Origin of the sequence: Aeromonas sp. WP2-W18-CRE-05, assembly GCF_014168615.1 — a bacterium.
Lineage (GTDB): Bacteria > Pseudomonadota > Gammaproteobacteria > Enterobacterales > Aeromonadaceae > Aeromonas > Aeromonas caviae.
Genome location: NZ_AP021917.1, coordinates 4,069,699 through 4,086,566, shown reverse-complemented (window position 1 = coordinate 4,086,566; position 16,868 = coordinate 4,069,699). Strand labels below are relative to the sequence as shown.

The 16,868-nt window shown below is 63.5% G+C and carries 18 protein-coding genes; 9 read left to right on the top strand and 9 right to left on the bottom strand.

Annotated features, from left to right (window positions below; genetic code table 11):
- Nucleotides 1-38 precede the first annotated feature (38 nt).
- From H7R73_RS19040 to purH, 5 genes are all read right to left on the bottom strand, one after another.
- The gene (locus tag H7R73_RS19040) at nucleotides 39-596 is read right to left on the bottom strand and encodes a cytochrome b/b6 domain-containing protein (protein WP_103259558.1); all 558 of its coding nucleotides are present in this window, start codon (nucleotides 594-596) and stop codon (nucleotides 39-41) included.
- On the bottom strand, nucleotides 577-951 hold the full coding sequence (locus H7R73_RS19035; RefSeq protein ID WP_039040825.1) for a cytochrome b562: 375 nt from the start codon (nucleotides 949-951) through the stop codon (nucleotides 577-579). Before H7R73_RS19035 ends, H7R73_RS19040 begins: the two co-directional genes overlap by 20 nt.
- Before the next feature lie 60 nt (nucleotides 952-1,011).
- A complete protein-coding gene (locus tag H7R73_RS19030) occupies nucleotides 1,012-1,278 on the bottom strand; it encodes a hypothetical protein (RefSeq protein ID WP_152610201.1) in 267 nt (88 codons plus the stop codon).
- Nucleotides 1,279-1,357: 79 nt separating this feature from the next.
- A complete protein-coding gene (purD, locus tag H7R73_RS19025) occupies nucleotides 1,358-2,647 on the bottom strand; it encodes a phosphoribosylamine--glycine ligase (protein ID WP_103259559.1) in 1,290 nt (429 codons plus the stop codon).
- A 104-nt stretch (nucleotides 2,648-2,751) separates the two neighbouring features.
- Complete coding sequence (purH, locus tag H7R73_RS19020; protein ID WP_182951365.1) at nucleotides 2,752-4,344, bottom strand: bifunctional phosphoribosylaminoimidazolecarboxamide formyltransferase/IMP cyclohydrolase; 1,593 nt, start codon at nucleotides 4,342-4,344, stop codon at nucleotides 2,752-2,754.
- 432 nt (nucleotides 4,345-4,776) lie between these two features.
- On the opposite strand from purH, the gene zntR reads away from it, so the two are divergent.
- From zntR to H7R73_RS19005, 3 genes are all read left to right on the top strand, one after another.
- Nucleotides 4,777-5,214 carry a Zn(2+)-responsive transcriptional regulator gene (zntR, locus tag H7R73_RS19015; RefSeq protein WP_041213891.1) on the top strand — a complete coding sequence of 146 codons (438 nt, stop codon included), beginning with the start codon at nucleotides 4,777-4,779 and terminating at the stop codon, nucleotides 5,212-5,214.
- Nucleotides 5,204-5,740 carry a dihydrofolate reductase family protein gene (locus tag H7R73_RS19010; protein WP_103259561.1) on the top strand — a complete coding sequence of 179 codons (537 nt, stop codon included), beginning with the start codon at nucleotides 5,204-5,206 and terminating at the stop codon, nucleotides 5,738-5,740. Before zntR ends, H7R73_RS19010 begins: the two co-directional genes overlap by 11 nt.
- Before the next feature lie 107 nt (nucleotides 5,741-5,847).
- Nucleotides 5,848-6,066 carry an alternative ribosome-rescue factor A gene (locus tag H7R73_RS19005; RefSeq protein WP_042016330.1) on the top strand — a complete coding sequence of 73 codons (219 nt, stop codon included), beginning with the start codon at nucleotides 5,848-5,850 and terminating at the stop codon, nucleotides 6,064-6,066.
- Between the two features lie 221 nt (nucleotides 6,067-6,287).
- Here H7R73_RS19005 and hemW read toward each other — a convergent pair whose 3' ends face one another.
- Both hemW and rdgB read right to left on the bottom strand, forming a co-directional pair.
- Complete coding sequence (hemW, locus tag H7R73_RS19000) at nucleotides 6,288-7,433, bottom strand: radical SAM family heme chaperone HemW (protein ID WP_103259562.1); 1,146 nt, start codon at nucleotides 7,431-7,433, stop codon at nucleotides 6,288-6,290.
- A 132-nt stretch (nucleotides 7,434-7,565) separates the two neighbouring features.
- On the bottom strand, nucleotides 7,566-8,162 hold the full coding sequence (rdgB, locus tag H7R73_RS18995; protein WP_103259563.1) for an RdgB/HAM1 family non-canonical purine NTP pyrophosphatase: 597 nt from the start codon (nucleotides 8,160-8,162) through the stop codon (nucleotides 7,566-7,568).
- Nucleotides 8,163-8,396: 234 nt separating this feature from the next.
- On the opposite strand from rdgB, the gene H7R73_RS18990 reads away from it, so the two are divergent.
- From H7R73_RS18990 to H7R73_RS18980, 3 genes are all read left to right on the top strand, one after another.
- A complete protein-coding gene (locus tag H7R73_RS18990; protein WP_029314807.1) occupies nucleotides 8,397-9,560 on the top strand; it encodes a multidrug effflux MFS transporter in 1,164 nt (387 codons plus the stop codon).
- 102 nt (nucleotides 9,561-9,662) lie between these two features.
- Nucleotides 9,663-10,712, top strand: a complete 1,050-nt coding sequence (locus H7R73_RS18985) for an oxidoreductase (RefSeq protein ID WP_103259564.1) — start codon at nucleotides 9,663-9,665, stop codon at nucleotides 10,710-10,712.
- A 306-nt stretch (nucleotides 10,713-11,018) separates the two neighbouring features.
- Complete coding sequence (locus H7R73_RS18980) at nucleotides 11,019-11,264, top strand: hypothetical protein (RefSeq protein WP_010675602.1); 246 nt, start codon at nucleotides 11,019-11,021, stop codon at nucleotides 11,262-11,264.
- Nucleotides 11,265-11,344: 80 nt separating this feature from the next.
- Here H7R73_RS18980 and H7R73_RS18975 read toward each other — a convergent pair whose 3' ends face one another.
- Both H7R73_RS18975 and H7R73_RS18970 read right to left on the bottom strand, forming a co-directional pair.
- Entirely contained in the window at nucleotides 11,345-11,800 is a 456-nt protein-coding gene (locus tag H7R73_RS18975) for an NfeD family protein (protein WP_010675601.1), read from the bottom strand.
- Entirely contained in the window at nucleotides 11,797-12,720 is a 924-nt protein-coding gene (locus tag H7R73_RS18970) for an SPFH domain-containing protein (protein ID WP_029314806.1), read from the bottom strand. Before H7R73_RS18970 ends, H7R73_RS18975 begins: the two co-directional genes overlap by 4 nt.
- Nucleotides 12,721-12,917: 197 nt before the next feature.
- On the opposite strand from H7R73_RS18970, the gene cysG reads away from it, so the two are divergent.
- From cysG to cysN, 3 genes are all read left to right on the top strand, one after another.
- On the top strand, nucleotides 12,918-14,342 hold the full coding sequence (gene cysG, locus H7R73_RS18965; RefSeq protein ID WP_103259565.1) for a siroheme synthase CysG: 1,425 nt from the start codon (nucleotides 12,918-12,920) through the stop codon (nucleotides 14,340-14,342).
- A 104-nt stretch (nucleotides 14,343-14,446) separates the two neighbouring features.
- Entirely contained in the window at nucleotides 14,447-15,415 is a 969-nt protein-coding gene (gene cysD, locus H7R73_RS18960; RefSeq protein WP_052224733.1) for a sulfate adenylyltransferase subunit CysD, read from the top strand.
- Between the two features lie 24 nt (nucleotides 15,416-15,439).
- Complete coding sequence (gene cysN / locus H7R73_RS18955; RefSeq protein ID WP_103259566.1) at nucleotides 15,440-16,867, top strand: sulfate adenylyltransferase subunit CysN; 1,428 nt, start codon at nucleotides 15,440-15,442, stop codon at nucleotides 16,865-16,867.
- Nucleotide 16,868 lies beyond the last annotated feature (1 nt).

Genomic DNA, 16,868 nt, shown 5'->3' with positions numbered 1-16,868 from the left:
AGGGGATGAACAGGGGCCCCGCAGGGCCCCGTGAACGTTCAGACGTTGGGTTCCTGCTGCTGCCCGGCACTGGCCCGGGCACGACGCCCTGGCAGCATGCGGGTGACCAGGTTGCTGCGCTGGCGCCAGGAGGTGTAGGCGATGGCGCACAGGTGCAGGGCGATCATGCCCTGGAGTGCCCAGGTGCACCACTCGTGCCAGTCGTCCGCCCCCAGATCGAAGCCGGTCTCGGTGTTCTGGAACCAGCCGGTCCCTGCGGTGGCGAGTACCAGCAGCCAGAGTGCCCAGACCGCCAGCTTGCCGCTGCCGTGATGGCCAGGGGTGGGCGGGGTCCGTTCGCGCAGGGCGTCGGCCTGATGGCGAAAATCCTCCCGGCTCGGGATGAGGGCGCGCAGGCGGGCGTGGCCGCGAGCGAAGGTGAGCCCCCACAGCAGGCGTATGCCGATGAGCACCATGACGGCGTATCCCATCCGCTCGTGCCACTCCTCGCCCGCCTCGTTGAGCCAGAGGTTGCCGATACAGATGGCCGCCACACCCCAGTGGGTGAGGCGCACCAGAGCATCCCAGTGGAAGGGATCAGCCTTTCTGCTTGGCATATTTGTGGTACTCCTTCTTCAGGTCGTTGACCTTGGCCAGGTGCTCGCGCGCCTTGGCTTCGTCACCGGCCTGGAGGGCTGCCAGGCTGGCATCCAGCTCGGTCTGCACTTCGGTCATGCCTTCCAGGAACTTCTCCTTCTTGGCGGCGGGCATGTTCTTGCCCTTGGCGACATCCAGCTGGGCCTTCATCTCCTTGATGTATTTCTCCATGGTGGCCGCGTCGTCGGCCTTGACGGCCTGCTTGTAGTTGAAGCCGATCTTCTTCATCGGCTGCTCCAGATCGCCGGCCATGGCAGGCAGGGCCATCAGGCCGAACATCAGGGGCAGCAGCAGGGGACGCACAGTTTTCAGCATGGGATTTCCTTATGAGACGACGAGATTGCAGGTTGTTATAGCACTCATTTGAGTGCGGTTTCACGCATCATGATGCCATGAAAGGGCGATCATTGTATGAAGAAAGTGCGACCAATTGTGACGAATTGTGCAGGGGATTGCTGTGGGAATGTAGCCGAAAGAGAACGGCCACCGGATCTCGCCTCCTGCAGGGGATACAAGGGCGCGCATCTGGCCCGGGAAGGGGTCCGCAGGCAGTGAATCATGCTGCCATTTTTTATCACACATCGGTTTTTTAAAGTCAGGTGAGTTTTTCAGGTGTTTTTGTTTTTGAAAGCCACCACCCATGGACGATTCCACTGCTCGCACAGACGCCGTGCAACAAAAAAAGGGCCCGCAGGCCCTTTGAGTGATCGGGATCCGGCCCTTATTCGGCCTGCTCGCGCTCGATGGCACGCCAGCCGATGTCCTTGCGATAGAAGATGCCGTCCCACTGGATGCGACCAGCCAGGGCATAGGCCCGCTGCTGGGCTTCCTGCACCGTGTGGCCGAGGGCGGTGGCGCACAGCACGCGGCCACCCTGGGTCAGGCTGGTGTGTCCTTCCAGGCGGGTGCCTGCATGGAACACCTTCTCCCCTGCCACTTCGTCCACCGGCAGACCGCTGATGGGGTGGTTGCTGGCGTAGTCGCCGGGATAGCCACCCGCTGCCAGCACCACGCCGATGGCGGCACGGGGGTCATAGACGGCTTCCTTCTGATCCAGCTGGCCGGCGCAGGCGGCGAGGCAGAGATCCACCAGGTCGGACTGCATCCGCAGCATGATGGGCTGGGTTTCGGGGTCGCCGAAGCGGCAGTTGAACTCGATCACCTTGGGGTTGCCCTCGGTATCGATCATCAGGCCGGCGTAGAGGAAGCCGGTGTAGACGTTGCCCTCGGCCGCCATGCCGCGCACGGTCGGCATGATCACCCGTTCCATCACGCGCTGGTGCACTTCGTCGGTCACCACGGGCGCCGGGGAGTAAGCCCCCATGCCGCCGGTGTTGGGGCCGGTGTCGCCGTCGAAGGCGCGCTTGTGATCCTGGCTGGTGGCCATGGGCAGCACGTGCTCGCCGTCCACCATGACGATGAAGCTCGCCTCTTCCCCGTCCAGGAACTCTTCGATCACCACCCGGGCGCCAGCATCGCCGAAGGCATTGCCGGAGAGCATGTCACGCACCGCCGCTTCCGCCTCGTCGAGGGTCATGGCGACGATCACCCCTTTGCCGGCGGCCAGACCGTCGGCCTTGATGACGATGGGGGCGCCCTTCTCGCGCAGATAGGCCAGCGCCGGCTCCACCTCGGTGAAGTTCTGGTAATCGGCGGTGGGGATGGCGTGGCGGGCCAGGAAGTCCTTGGTGAAGGCCTTGGAGCCTTCCAGCTGGGCGGCGGCGGCGGTCGGGCCGAAGATGGTCTGATCGGCGGCGCGGAAGGCATCGACCACCCCTTTCACCAGGGGGGCTTCCGGTCCGACGATGGTGAGGCCGATCTGGTTCGCCTTGGCGAAAGCCAGCAGGCCCTCGATGTCGGTGGCCTGGATGGCGACGTTCTCGATGCCAGGCTCAAGCTGGGTGCCCGCATTGCCCGGTGCCACGAAGACCTGGGTCACCAAGGGGGAGTGTTTGGCCTTCCAGGCCAGGGCGTGTTCACGGCCGCCGTTGCCAATGATCAGTACTTTCATCGTCTCGCTCGCTTCTGTCTGAGTTCACTGGCGTTGTGGTGGCACTGCCAGTGGAAAGGATCCGGTGCTAAAGAGGCAGGGCCGCCATCGGCGGCCCTGGGCTGTCAGTGACGGAAATGACGCATGTTGGTGAACACCATGCACACGCCGTGTTCGTTGGCGGCGTCGATCACCTCCTGGTCGCGCATCGAGCCACCTGGCTGGATGACGCAGGAGATGCCCGCGGCAGCGGCGGCATCGATGCCGTCGCGGAACGGGAAGAAGGCGTCGGAGGCCATGACGGAGCCCGCCACGGTCAGCCCTTCATCCTCGGCCTTGATGCCGGCGATCTTGGCAGAGTAGACGCGGCTCATCTGGCCGGCGCCCACGCCGATGGTCTGGCCGTTCTTGGCGTAGACGATGGCGTTGGATTTGACGAACTTGGCGACCTTCCAGCAGAACAGCAGATCCTGCAGCTCGGCCTCGGTGGGCTGACGCTGGCTGACCACGGTCAGATCCCCCAGCGTCACCATGCCCAGATCGCGCTCCTGCACCAGCAGGCCGCCGTTGACGCGCTTGAAGTCAAAGCCTTGCGCCGGGGCAGTCCACTGGCCGCACTCCAGCAGGCGCACGTTCTGTTTGGCGGCGACCGCCTCGCGGGCTGCCTGGCTGATGCTGGGGGCGATGATCACTTCCACGAACTGGCGGGCGACGATGGCCGCGGCGGTCTCGCCGTCCAGTTCGCGGTTGAAGGCGATGATGCCGCCAAAGGCCGAGGTGGGGTCGGTCTGGTAGGCGCGATCGTAGGCTGCCAGCAGGTCGTCACCGATGGCGACGCCGCAGGGGTTGGCATGCTTGACGATGACGCAGGCCGGTTCGCTGAACTCCTTCACGCACTCCAGTGCCGCATCGGTGTCGGCAATGTTGTTGTAGGAGAGGGCCTTGCCCTGCAGCTGGATGGCGCTTGCCACCGAGCCCGGCGCGGCCTGCTCTTCGGCGTAGAAGGCGGCAGCCTGGTGGCTGTTCTCGCCGTAGCGCATGTCCTGCTTCTTGATGAACTGGCTGTTGAAGGTGCGGGGGAAGCGGGACTCTTCGTCGCCTTCCTTGTTTTCGCCGTAGGAGGGCACCAGGGTGCCGAAGTAGTTGGCGATCATGCCATCGTAGGCGGCGGTGTGCTCGAAGGCGGCGATGGCCAGATCGAAACGGGTGGCCAGTTTCAGGCTGTTACCGTTGCCATCCATCTCGCGGATGACGCGGTCATAGTCGGCAGCCTTGACCACGATGGCCACATCTTTGTGGTTCTTGGCAGCGGAGCGGACCATGGTCGGGCCGCCGATGTCGATGTTCTCGACGGCGTCTTCCAGGGTGCAACCGGCTTTGGCCACGGTGGCGGCGAAGGGATAGAGGTTGACGACGACCATGTCGATGGGGGAGATAGCGTGCTCGGCCATGATGGCGTCATCCCGGTCGCGACGGCCGAGAATGCCGCCGTGTACCTTGGGATGCAGGGTCTTGACCCGGCCGTCCATCATCTCGGGGAATCCGGTGTAGTCGGACACCTCGGTCACCGGCAGGCCCGCATCGGCCAGCAGCTTGGCGGTACCACCGGTGGAGAGCAGGGCCACACCACGCGCGTCGAGTGCCTTGGCAAATTCCAGGATGCCAGTCTTGTCAGACACACTCAGCAGTGCACGGCGAATGGGTCGAGCTTGTTCCATCACACTATCGTCCTCAGCATAACGGGGACCGTTCCATGGGAGGCGAGGCTCAACACACAGAGAGTCCCCAAATAAATGGAAGTGGGGGATTTCGCAAACCACTCTCGCCCGGGGCGGCCGTTGGCAAAAGCGTTTTAGGAAATGCCCGCTTGACGCGACGCTCTCTTGTGGGCGCGTATTCTACACAAAAAATGTGACCTGTGGTGGATTTTTTAAAGAGACAAACCCTTGTGGGATGCGGCGTTAAACGTTTTCTGGTGAATTTTTGTGAAACGTTTGTCTTTTCAGTGTTTTGGGGATAAATGGCCGGCAAGTGAGGGGTTAGCTGCTGCTTTCCTGCCTTTGACTGGCAATCGCCGGGCAAAGAGGTGATAGTGGAGGCCGGTTTATATTGAGTACCATGTCGGGAATGTCATGCGGGGGGAGAGGACCATGTATCGGATCGGTGAACTGGCCAAGGCGTGCGGGGTGAAGGCCGACACCCTGCGCTTTTACGAGAAGAACGGCCTCATCTCGCCGGGCATTCGCAACGAATCCGGCTATCGCCTCTACGGGGAGCAGGACAGGCGGCGGCTGGAGTTCATCATCCGCGCCAAGTCGGTGGGCTTTTCCCTCGCGGACATCGGCGAGCTGCTCACCCTGGACACCAACAAGGCCAAGGTCACCTGCCAGGAGGTGAAGGCGGTGGCTGACACCAAGCTCGAACAGGTGGAGCAGAAGCTCCTGGAGCTGACCCGTTTTCGCGAGAACCTGAAGGCCCTCTCCGACATCTGCTGCGGCGGCCCGCGCTCGGCGGAGCATTGCGCCATCCTCGAGACCCTGGAGTCCGGCGCCCCTTCCCGCCACGAGCACCACGACCATGAGCACTGAGCTGCGCCGGCCCCGGGTCTCCGCCTTTCTCGCCCTCTCCCTCGACGGTTTCATCGCCGGGGAGGGGGGCGATCTGGCATGGCTGGCCCCCTATGGTGGTGACGGGCCGGAGGAGACCGGCTACAGCGCCCTGATGGCGAGGGCGGACACCCTGCTGATGGGGCGCAACACCTACGATATCGTGAGCGCCTTTCCCGAGTGGCCCTACGGGGACAAGCCGCTGGTGGTACTGACCCACAGGCCCGCCGACCCCCGTCCTCGAGTCGCGTTCAGGCAGGGGGCGCTGGCGCAGGTGCTGGACGAGTTGTGGCAGGGGGGAAGCCGTCACCTCTATCTGGATGGCGGGGAGCTGGTGAGGCAGGGTCTGCAGGAGGCCCTGGTGGACGAGCTGACCCTGTTCTGGGTACCGGTCACCCTGGGGGGCGGGATCCCGCTCTTTACCGGGCCTCTCCCCGCAGGGTTGAGACCGGTGTCGAGCGCCGTGCTGCCAAGCGGCCTGGTGCGGGTTATCTATCACCCCGCCTGACAGCTTGCACGGGGGAGGCAAGAGGTGCACAATCGGCGCGTTTTTCGCCATCAGCCCTTCCAGACAGGGGCGACAGGCAAACACGGCAACCCCATCAAGGAGCCCATATGGCCAAGAAGAAGGTGACCTGTGTCACCGCCGAACCCGCCTGCGAACATCAGCGCGGCATCATTCAGGACAACCACCTCAAGGCACTGGTGACCTCCCCCCTGTTCCAGGCCCGGGTCGAGCCGAGCAAGAAGGGCAAGGGCAGCTATCAGCGCAAGGCCAAGCACGGCAAGCGGTGGGAGCCCGGCCAACAGCAGATGGTAAGCGTCTGCTGCTGAGCGGGTTTCTACGCCTTGTAACGAAAACAATCAGGGCGCCCATGGGCGCCCTGATTGTTATGTAGAAACACGGTTTTACAAAACTGGCTCACGACCTGTCGCGAGAAGCTGTCAGCAAGGTGAAGAGCAGCGCAGGAACCGGAGCGTATAGACATACGTGAGGATTCCGAGCAGTGCATGAACCTTGATCACGGCTTCGCAGCAAGATCGTGAACAAGTTTTCACTCATCCATAAAGAGTTCGAGCAGCACGTTGAGGTAGCGATGCCCGAGGGACGTGAGCTGCCAGCTGTCGCCAAGATCCTCGATAAGCTCCTTGGTCCGGGCGATGGCGAGCATGGTCTCTACCCGCTCCAGCGGTAGCCCCGTGAAAGCCTCGAACTCCGCCTTGGGGGCGGGTTCAAACAATCTGAACCGGTTCATGAAGTATTCCAGGGGCAGATCGTCCGCACTCACCTGCCATTGGCTGTCCAGATAGTGGCGGCTCGGATCCAGATAACCTTTCGGATGCTTCACCTTGGCGGTGCGCAGGATCTGCTGGCTCGCGAGATCCGTCACCTTGCCGTGGGCGCCGCAGCCGATCCCCAGATAGTCGCCAAAGCGCCAGTAGTTGAGGTTGTGGCGGCACTGATACCCCTCTTTGGCATAGGCCGAGATCTCGTACTGCTGATAGCCCCGGGCGGTCAGCATGGTGTGGCCCTGCTCGTAGATGTCCCACAGGGTGTCATCTTCCGGCAACGTGGGGGGCTTGGAGGCGAATGCCGTGTTCGGCTCTATGGTGAGCTGATACCAGGAGAGGTGCGGCGGCGTGCAGTCGATGGCCTGCTGCAGGTCGTAGAGCGCATCGTCCAGGCTCTGATCCGGCAGGCCGTGCATCAGATCCAGGTTGAAGGTGGGAAGCGCGATGGCGTGGGCCAGTTCGGCGGCCTTGCGCGCCTCCTCGGGGCCGTGGATGCGGCCGAGCCGGGTCAATTTCTCCTGCTGGAAGCTCTGTACCCCGATGGAGATGCGGTTGATACCGGCCCGCTGGAAGCCGGCGAACTTGTCCGCCTCCACCGTGCCCGGGTTGGCCTCCATGGTGATCTCGCAGTCCGGGGTCAGTGCGATGCGTGCGCGCACCCCGTCCAGCAGCGCCTGCATGGCGTCGACGGAGAGCAGGCTCGGCGTGCCGCCACCGATAAAGATGGAGGAGAGGGGGCGCCCCTGGGCCCAGTGCAGATCCTGCTCCAGATCCTCCAGCAGGGCCGCCACGTACTCGAGGTGGGGCAGCTCCCCCTTCTGGGCGTGGGAGTTGAAGTCGCAGTAGGGGCACTTCTGGACGCACCAGGGCACGTGGATATAGAGGGAGAGGGGCGGCAGTTGCAGCATGGGATTTCCAGTATTCAACAATCAAAAGGGGTCGGGTGGCCCTGGTTGCCGGTGACAACGGGCGGGGCGCCGCGAACGAAACGGGGGCCGACGGCCCCCATTGTAGATGACAACGCGGCGGGAGACAGCGCTTTAGTTGACCGCCGCCAGGGCCGCTTTGAGCTTGGCCAGGGCCTGGCCACGGTGGCTGAGCTGGTTCTTGAGCTCTGCCGGCATCTGGGCCGAGGTGCAGTCGTGGTCGGGGACGAAGAACACGGGGTCGTAGCCAAAGCCGTGCTGGCCGCGGGGTTCGTCGATGATCATCCCCTCCCAGCTGGCCTGGCAGATAATGGGGGTGGGATCGTCGGCGTGGCGCATGTAGACCAGCACGCACCAGAAGCGGGCGCTTTTCAGGTAATCCGGCGCGCCCTTGAGCTCGGCCAGCAGCTTGTCGATGTTCTCCTTGTCGCTGGCACCGCTACCTGCAAAACGGGCGGAGTAGACGCCGGGGCGGCCGTGCAGCAGATCCACTTCCAGGCCGGAGTCGTCGGCCACGGCGGGCAGGCCGGTGACGCGGGCGGCGTGGCGGGCCTTGATGATGGCATTCTCGACGAAGGTGGTGCCGGTCTCGTCGGCATCGGAGACTGCAAACTCGCTCTGCGGGATCACCTGGATCTTCATATCGGCCAGCATGGCGGCCAATTCCTTCACCTTTTTCTGGTTCCCTGTTGCCAGGACAAGCTTGTTCATCACACACCTCCGCAAAAATAATCTGCGCATTCTATGCGGGGGAGGGGTTTAGTAAAAGCGCCAATTGCCCGGGATCCGGTGCCAACGGGGGATCCTGGTTCCACCCCCTGAGAGGTAGAAGAGATACATGTTTCCAGCAGGGAATAACCGAAGTGATTAAATACCATTTCAATTCATTACTCTGAGTCAGTAGACTCGCGGCCCAATCGATATTCCTAGGGCTTGAGGTGACTGGTGCCATTGATTCTTTTGCTTGTACTCCTGGTGTTGTTCAGCCCGCTGGCCATCGACATCTATCTGCCTGCCATCCCCCAGATGGCCGAGCAGCTGGGGGCCGAAGTGACCCTGATGCAGGGCACCATCACCTGGTTCCTGTTCAGCATGGGGCTGGGGCAACTGCTGGTGGGGCCGCTGGCCGATCGCTACGGGCGCAAACCCATCGCCCTGGGGGGCGTGCTGCTCTACGGCCTGAGCGCCCTGGCAGCCGGCTTTGCCGCCAGCCTGGGTGAGCTGATGCTGGCGCGAGTGCTGCAAGGCTTCGGGGCCTGCGCCACCTCTGTGGCCGCCTTCTCGGTGGTCCGTGACAGCTATGGCCCCAAGAAGAGCGGTCAGATGATCTCCTATCTGAACGGTGCCATCTGCTTCATCCCCGCACTGGCGCCCCTGCTGGGTGGCTGGCTCACCGCCAAGGCGGGCTGGTCGGCGAACTTCTGGTTCATGGCGGGTTACGCCGTCGTGGTCGGCAGCTGGCTGCTGTGGCGGATGCCGGAAACCCGCCCTGAGGAGACCAGCAGTGCTGGCCCGCTCATCAGTTGGTCCCGCTACAGCCCGGTGCTGCGCTCCCCGAGCTTCCTGTTCAACGCGGCGCTGTGCATGCTGGCGATGGCGGTGATCCTCGCCTACGTGACGGCGGCGCCGGTACAACTGATGGTGACCCTGGGGCTGGACATGAGTGGCTTCAGCTACTGGTTTACCGCCAATGCGGCCCTCAACATCCTGGCCTGCTTCCTGGCCCCGCGCTTCATCGCCCGGGTAGGGCCAAGGCGGACCCTGCGCATCGGCCTGCTGGTGGTGCTGCTCTCCGCCATCACCCTGACCCTGGCCATGCACATCCCGCACCCGCTGGCCATGATGGGCCCGGTGTTCCTCTCCAGCATCGGCTTTGCGATGATCCTGGGCGCCGCCGCCGGTATGGCGCTGGCCCCCTTCGGCCACTGCGCCGGCACTGCGGCCGCCCTGCTCGGCCTGTTCCAGATGAGCGGCTCCGGCGCCCTGGTGGGGATCACCGGTTGGCTGATGCCGGATCCCCTGAGCCAGCTGGCCCTGCACATGTGGCTGCTGCTGCCCCCGCTGGTGATGCTGATGACCCGCCAGGGCCGGCGCTTGTGTTTGCAATAAATCCTGTGCTCTGATGAGCACACTCAGGGGGCCTTGAGCCCCCTTCTCTTTTTCAGGCGACCCGCCTGCCTCGCATGATCACAGACCCGTGGAGAAAACCGGATGAGCCACACAATCAACGCCGCCCTGGTGGGATACGGCTTCGCAGGACAGACCTTTCACGCCCCCTTCCTGGCCACGACCCCGGGCCTGACCCTGCGCTGGGTGGTGAGCCGGGATGCCGCCAAGGTACAGGCCGCGTTGCCCGGCACCCGGGTCGGCACCCTGGAGCAGGTGCTGGCCGATGACAGCCTCGATCTGGTGGTGATCGCCACCCCCAACGACACCCACGCCCCCATCGCTCGCGAGGCCCTGCTGGCGGGCAAGCATGTGGTGATCGACAAGCCGTTCGCCCTGGATCTGGCCGAAGCGAAGGCGCTGGTCGAGTTGGCGGAGAAGCAGCAACGGCTGCTCAGCATCTTCCACAACCGACGCTGGGACGGGGATTTCCTCACGGTGCGCCGTCTGCTGGCGGAGGGGGCGCTGGGGCAAGTTGCCCAGTTCGAATCCCACTTCGACCGTTATCGCCCCGAGGTGCGCCAGCGCTGGCGCGAGGCGGGCGGCCCGGGCTCCGGTCTCTGGTTCGATCTCGGCCCTCATATCCTGGATCAGTCGCTCCAGCTGTTCGGCCAGCCGGACTGGTTGCAGGCGGATCTGGGCAAGCAGCGCCCCGGGGCCCTGGCGGACGACTACTTCCATGTGGTGCTGGGTTACGGCGAGATGCGGGTCATTCTGCACGGCAGTTGTCTGGTGTCGGCCGTGATGCCCCGCTTCGTGGTGCACGGCAGTCAGGGCTCCTTCATCAAGTTCGGCATGGACGTGCAGGAGGATCAGCTCAAGGAGGGCAAGCGGCCCCCGGCGGCGGACTGGGGCGTGGATCCCGCCCCCGGCCAGCTCAGCCAGATCCGGGACGGTCAGCTCCTGCAGCAGACCGTGGCTGGCGAAGCGGGGGACTACGGCGCCTACTATCGCGGTGTCTGCGCCGCCATCCGGGGAGAGGGGGAGAACCCGGTGCCGGCCGACGAGGCCCTGGCGGTGATGGCCTTGCTGGACCTGGCCCGGGAGAGCGACCAGCAGGGGCGGCGCCTGCCTTGTCAGAAGCTGTCTGACTGACGGCGTTATCCGGCAGCGCCGAGAGCCTGACAGAAAGACAATGGCTGACTGGCAATCGCCAGGTAATTGGCGATTTGTTGTGCGAATTTGGCGATGAATGGGTGTTTTATATTAATATTTGTCGTTGCAGCAGTGTTTCTTATCATGCCAACGAGAAAATATCATTGTGATACGCGTTTTCATCGGCCGCATATGGGGATATATTTCGCGCGCCTTCGGGCTCCAGCGGCCGGTGTGCCGACAGGAGCCGGGGCGTACAGTGATGGTCCCTGCACCATCTCTCCATCTTTTTTTGAGGGTATGCACATGAACAAAGTACTGGTAGCCGGTATCCTGGGTCTGATGTTGACCGCCTGTGGTCAGAAAGAAGAAGCTGCCGCTCCGGCTGCGACCCCGGCCGCAGACGTTGCTGCCACTGTCGAGAAAGCCGCTAGCGAAGCGTCTGCTACCGTCGAGAAGGCTGCTTCCGAAGCTTCCGCTACTGTCGAGAAGGCTGCCGCTGACGTGGCCACCAAGGCTGAAGCTGCCGTGAGCGATGCCAAGGCCAACTAAGCCAGCACCTCATTGAAAAACGGGCCCGGCGCACTCGCGCCGGGCCCGTTTTTTTATGGCCATGGCGGGGCGTTGCCCGGTCAGCCGAGGGGTTCCACCAGCAGGATGTGGGAGTCGGCCCCCACCACCTTGACCCGGCTGCCGGCCGGCAGCGGCGCGTTGCAGCGCACCGTCCAGACGGTGTCGTCCAGATGCACCCGGCTCATTCCCTGGCTGACCTCGTCCAGCAGGGTCAGCTCGCGGCCCATGTAGCTTTGCATCCGCTCGTTGATGGGAGCGGCGGCATCCAGCCCGGAGCGATCCCGGCGATGCTGCCAGCGCCACCAGGCCCAGGTGGTGAGCAGGGATTGCAGGGCGAAGAGCAGCAACTGCGCCTGCCAGCCGAAGGGCCAGACCAGCAGCAAGAGTCCCACCTCCAGGGCGGCGATGCCGGTCCAGAGCAGAAAGCCCACCGACCCCATCACCTCGATGGCCAGCAGCACGAAGCCGAGCCCCAGCCAGTGCCAGTGGGTCAGCCCCTCGAACAGGGCTGTCATGATTTGCCCGCCTTGCCGTCTTTGTTGAACAGCTCGGCCATGCCCGCCACCGAGCCTATCAGGCTGCCCGCTTCCAGGGGCATCATGATGATCTTGCTGTTGGGGCCTTCACCGATGCGGGCCAGGGCCTCGGTGTATTTCTGGGCCACGAAGTAGTTGATGGCCTGCATGTCGCCCTCGGCGATCGCCTGGGAGACCATGTGGGTCGCCTTAGCTTCCGCCTCGGCGGCCCGCTCCCGCGCTTCAGCGGCGAGGAAGGCGGCCTGACGTTCACCCTCGGCTTTCAGGATCTGGGACTGCTTCTCCCCCTCGGCCTTCAAGATCTTGGACTGGCGCACCCCTTCGGCCTCCAGCACCTCGGCCCGCTTCTGGCGCTCGGCCTTCATCTGGGCGTTCATGGCTTCCACCAGGGCGAGGGGCGGGCGCACATCCTTGATCTCGATCCGGGTCACCTTGATGCCCCAGGGGGCGGTGGCGGCATCCATGGTGCGCAGCAGCTTCTCGTTGATGGTGTCGCGCTGGGAGAGCATTTCGTCCAGTTCCATGGCGCCGAGCACGGTCCGCATGTTGGTCATGGTGAGATTGCGGATGGCGCTGGTGAGATCATTGACCTCGTAGCCCGCCTTGCGGGCATCCACTACCTGCACGAAGCTGATGGCGTCGATGGTGACGTTGGCGTTGTCCCGGGAGATCACCTCCTGGGCCGGGATGTCCAGCACCTGCTCCATCATGATGATCTTGTGGCCGATGCGGTCGATGTAGGGGATCAGCAGATTGAGGCCCGGGGAGAGGGTGCGGGTGTAGCGGCCGAAGCGCTCCACGGTCCAGTTGTAACCCTGGGGCACTATCTTGATGCCGGCACTCAGGGTGGCGAGTACCAGGAATATGAAGATCCCCAATACAATCAATGACTCATTCATGATTAAGCTCCTTATGAAACACTTTCACTAGCCTAGGGTCTGGTGCCATCCACCACAAGCAGATTCGCTTCTCTATTGCCGCCACACGGCTTTACTAATTACCAAAACGCATTAAAGAGCATTTTTTATTATTTTGAGGGATAAGCGCTCCTGCCTATAGTCGCCCCAGATGTCGCGATGCCGAGGAGCGGGCCCTGATGGATTATTTACCTATGTTTGCCAGGTTGGAAGGCCGCCCGGTACTGCTGGTGGGCGGGGGCGAGGTTGCCCTGCGCAAGGCGCGCCTGCTGCTGGCGGCAGGTGCCCGGATCACCCTGGTCTCTCCCGCGATCGAGCCCGAGTTCCATGAATTTGCCGGTCGCTTCACCCATGTGGCGGCGCGTTTCGACCCGGCTCACCTGGCAGGGCAGATCCTGGTGGTGGCCGCGACCGACGATCTCGAGGTCAACGCCTTGGTCTACCAGAGCGCCACCGAGCGCGGTCTGTTCGTCAACCTGGTGGATGACCCCGAGCGCTCCAGCTTTATCTTCCCCTCCATCATCGATCGCAGCCCCATCGTGGTGGCCGTCTCCAGCGGCGGCAAGGCCCCCGTGCTGGTGCGTCTGTTGCGCGAGCGGCTCGAGAGCCTGCTGCCCCGCCACCTCGGCGGTCTGGCGGAGCTCTCCGGCCGGGTGCGCCGCCGGGCCAAGCAGGTGCTGGCCTCCCTCTCCGATCGCCGCCGCTTCTGGGAGCGCGCCTTTGCCTCCAACACCCTGGCCGGTCTGATTGAGAAAGCCGATTGGCAAGGGGCCGAGCAGTGGCTGAACGAGGGACTGGACAAAGCCCGTACCGAAGTGGGCGAAGTGGTGCTGGTGGGGGCGGGCCCGGGGGATCCTGGCCTCTTGACCCTCAAGGCGCTGCAACAGATCCAGCAGGCCGAAGTGGTGCTCTATGACCAGCTGGTCTCCCCCGAGATCCTGGACCTGGTGCGCCGCGATGCCACCCTGGTGTCGGTCGGCAAGAAGGCGGGGGCCCACAGCGTGCCCCAGGAAGAGACCAACCGCCTCTTGGTGGAATACGCCAAAGCGGGCAACCGGGTGGTGCGCCTCAAGGGGGGCGATCCCTTCATGTTCGGTCGTGGCGGCGAGGAGCTGGAAGTGCTGGCCGAGGAGGGCATTCCCTTCTCCGTGGTGCCCGGCATCACCGCCGCCGCCGGTGCCACCGCCTATGCGGGCATTCCGCTCACCCACCGCGACCATGCCCAGAGCGCCGTCTTCATCACCGGCCACTGCCAGAAAGAGGGCAAGGAGCCCGACTGGCAGCAGCTTGCGGCCACCAACCAGACCCTGGTCATCTACATGGGGCTGATGCGCTCCGAGCATATCCAGCAGCAACTGGTGAGCCATGGCCGACGCGCCGCCACCCCCATCGCCATCATCGAGCGGGGCACCACGGCCCGTCAGCGGGTGCTGACCGGCACCCTGGCGGAGCTGGCCGAACTGGCCCAGCAGGCGGTGAGCCCGTCGCTTATCGTCATCGGTGAAGTGGTGGCCCTGCGCCAGCAACTCGCCTGGTTTGGCGAGCAGGGGCAAGGGCAGGAGGCAAAAAGCGGCCACGAGCTCAAGCTGGTGAGCCTGGCCTGAGAGGCGAGACCCGAATCGATTTGACGGTGCGGCCAAGGCGGCACCGAACTGAACCAACACCGCGCCCTGACCAGGCGCGTTAGCAATGAACCGAGGACCCAGACATGGACCGTGAAAGACTGACCCAACTGCAGCCATCCGATGCACAGAGCATCCGTGCAGGTGTCACCCGCGAGCGACTGACTCACCTGCAGCAACTGGAAGCCGAGAGCATCCATATCATCCGCGAGGTGGCCGCCGAATTTGAAAACCCGGTGATGATGTACTCCATCGGCAAGGACTCCTCCGTCATGCTGCACCTGGCCCGCAAGGCCTTCTACCCGGGCAAGATCCCCTTCCCCCTGCTCCACGTGGACACCAACTGGAAGTTCAAGGAGATGATCAAGTTCCGGGACGAGACCGCCAAAAAGTTCGGGCTGGATCTCATCGTCCACAAGAACCCGGATGGTCTGGCCATGGACATCAACCCCTTCGTGCACGGCAGCAGCAAGCACACCGACATCATGAAGACCGAGGGGCTCAAGCAGGCGCTCAACAAATACGGCTTCGATGCCGCCTTCGGTGGTGCCCGTCGCGACGAGGAGAAATCCCGCGCCAAGGAGCGTGTCTACTCCTTCCGCGACAAGTCCCACCGCTGGGATCCGAAGAACCAGCGCCCGGAGCTGTGGCGCGTCTACAACAGCCAGGTCAACAAGGGGGAGAGCATCCGTGTCTTCCCGCTCTCCAACTGGACCGAGCTGGACATCTGGCAATACATCTATCTCGAGAACATCGACATAGTCCCGCTCTACTTCGCGGCCATGCGTCCTGTGGTGGATCGCGGCGGCATCAAGATCATGGTGGATGACGATCGCATGCCCATCGGCCCGGAAGACGAAGTGAAGCAGGAGCTGGTGCGCTTCCGTACCCTCGGCTGCTACCCGCTGACCGGAGCCATCGAATCCAATGCCACCACCCTGCCGGAGATCATCGAAGAGATGCTGATCACCACCTCGAGTGAGCGGCAAGGGCGGCTCATCGACCACGATCAGGCCGGCTCCATGGAGCAGAAGAAGCGTCAGGGCTATTTCTAAAAAAATGTTCTAAGGAATCGCAACATGAACAACCACATTCAGACCGCCATCAGCGAACAGGGCATTGAAGCCTACCTGCACGCCCAGCAACACAAGAGCCTGCTGCGTTTTCTCACCTGCGGCAGCGTGGACGACGGCAAGAGCACCCTCATCGGCCGCCTGCTGCACGACTCCCAGCAGATCTATGAAGATCAGCTCAAAGCGCTGGAGTCCGACAGCCAGAAGCTCGGCACCACCGGCGAGAAGCTGGACCTGGCCCTGCTGGTGGACGGCCTGCAGGCGGAGCGCGAGCAGGGCATCACCATCGACGTGGCCTACCGCTATTTCTCCACCGCCAAGCGCAAATTCATCATCTCGGACACCCCGGGCCATGAGCAGTACACCCGCAACATGGCCACCGGCGCCTCCACCTGCGATCTGGCCATCATCCTGATCGACGCCCGCAAAGGGGTGCTAGATCAGACCCGCCGCCACAGCTTTATCGCGAGCCTGCTCGGCATCAAGCAGTTCGTGGTGGCGGTCAACAAGATGGACCTGGTGGAGTTCAGCCAGGAGGTGTTCGAGCGCATCAGCTTGGAGTATCGCGAATTCGCCAAGAAGCTCAGCGTCGAGACCATCCACATCGTGCCGGTCTCGGCCCTGGACGGTGACAACGTGGTCAACCCAAGCGACAAGCTGGCCTGGTATCAGGGCGAAACCCTGCTCTCCTTGCTGGAGTCTGCCGAAGTGGAGCGCGAGCTGGAGCGTCACCCGGTGCGCCTGCCGGTGCAGTACGTGAATCGCCCCAACCTCGATTTTCGCGGCTTTGCGGGCACCCTGGCCTCCGGCATCCTGCGGGTGGGCGACAAGCTGGCGGTGCTGCCGTCCGGCAAAGAGAGCACGGTGACCCGCATCGTCACCTTCGACGGGGATCTGGAGTACGCCCTGCCGGGTCAGGCCATCACGGTCACCTTCGCGGACGAAATCGACATCAGCCGGGGCGACCTGCTGGTGGATGCGGCGAAAAAGCCCCAGGTGACCCAGAACGTGCTGGCTCACATCGTCTGGATGGGGGAAGAGTCCCTGCAACCGGGCCGGGTCTATGACGTCAAGCTGGCCACCAAGAAGAGTCGTGGCCAGGTGGAGGCCATCCGCCACCGCATCGAGATCAACAAGCTCGACGAGCTGCCCGCCTCCGAGCTCAAGCTCAACGAGATCGGCCTGTGCGAATTCAGCCTGACCGACCCGGTGGCGTTCGACCCCTACAAAGAGATCCGCGACACCGGCAGCTTCATCCTCATCGACCGGCTGACCAACGTCACCGTGGGTGCCGGCATGATAGTGGAAGGGCTGGCGGCCAAGGTGATGGCAGGGCAGTACAGCGAGTTCGAAGTGGAGCTCAACGCCCTGGTGCGCAAGCACTTCCCCCACTGGCAGGCGCTGACCATCAGCAACGATTCCGGCAAGGAGTAAG

What these genes read in the sequence shown, in the direction of transcription:
- H7R73_RS19040 (WP_103259558.1), bottom strand. Translation starts at nt 596, where the DNA reads ATGCCAAGCAGAAAGGCTGATCCCTTCCACTGGGATGCTCTGGTGCGC.
- H7R73_RS19035 (WP_039040825.1), bottom strand. Translation starts at nt 951, where the DNA reads ATGCTGAAAACTGTGCGTCCCCTGCTGCTGCCCCTGATGTTCGGCCTG.
- H7R73_RS19030 (WP_152610201.1), bottom strand. Translation starts at nt 1,278, where the DNA reads ATGGGTGGTGGCTTTCAAAAACAAAAACACCTGAAAAACTCACCTGAC.
- purD (WP_103259559.1), bottom strand. Translation starts at nt 2,647, where the DNA reads ATGAAAGTACTGATCATTGGCAACGGCGGCCGTGAACACGCCCTGGCC.
- purH (WP_182951365.1), bottom strand. Translation starts at nt 4,344, where the DNA reads ATGGAACAAGCTCGACCCATTCGCCGTGCACTGCTGAGTGTGTCTGAC.
- zntR (WP_041213891.1), top strand. Translation starts at nt 4,777, where the DNA reads ATGTATCGGATCGGTGAACTGGCCAAGGCGTGCGGGGTGAAGGCCGAC.
- H7R73_RS19010 (WP_103259561.1), top strand. Translation starts at nt 5,204, where the DNA reads ATGAGCACTGAGCTGCGCCGGCCCCGGGTCTCCGCCTTTCTCGCCCTC.
- H7R73_RS19005 (WP_042016330.1), top strand. Translation starts at nt 5,848, where the DNA reads ATGGCCAAGAAGAAGGTGACCTGTGTCACCGCCGAACCCGCCTGCGAA.
- hemW (WP_103259562.1), bottom strand. Translation starts at nt 7,433, where the DNA reads ATGCTGCAACTGCCGCCCCTCTCCCTCTATATCCACGTGCCCTGGTGC.
- rdgB (WP_103259563.1), bottom strand. Translation starts at nt 8,162, where the DNA reads ATGAACAAGCTTGTCCTGGCAACAGGGAACCAGAAAAAGGTGAAGGAA.
- H7R73_RS18985 (WP_103259564.1), top strand. Translation starts at nt 9,663, where the DNA reads ATGAGCCACACAATCAACGCCGCCCTGGTGGGATACGGCTTCGCAGGA.
- H7R73_RS18980 (WP_010675602.1), top strand. Translation starts at nt 11,019, where the DNA reads ATGAACAAAGTACTGGTAGCCGGTATCCTGGGTCTGATGTTGACCGCC.
- H7R73_RS18975 (WP_010675601.1), bottom strand. Translation starts at nt 11,800, where the DNA reads ATGACAGCCCTGTTCGAGGGGCTGACCCACTGGCACTGGCTGGGGCTC.
- H7R73_RS18970 (WP_029314806.1), bottom strand. Translation starts at nt 12,720, where the DNA reads ATGAATGAGTCATTGATTGTATTGGGGATCTTCATATTCCTGGTACTC.
- cysG (WP_103259565.1), top strand. Translation starts at nt 12,918, where the DNA reads ATGGATTATTTACCTATGTTTGCCAGGTTGGAAGGCCGCCCGGTACTG.
- cysD (WP_052224733.1), top strand. Translation starts at nt 14,447, where the DNA reads ATGGACCGTGAAAGACTGACCCAACTGCAGCCATCCGATGCACAGAGC.
- cysN (WP_103259566.1), top strand. Translation starts at nt 15,440, where the DNA reads ATGAACAACCACATTCAGACCGCCATCAGCGAACAGGGCATTGAAGCC.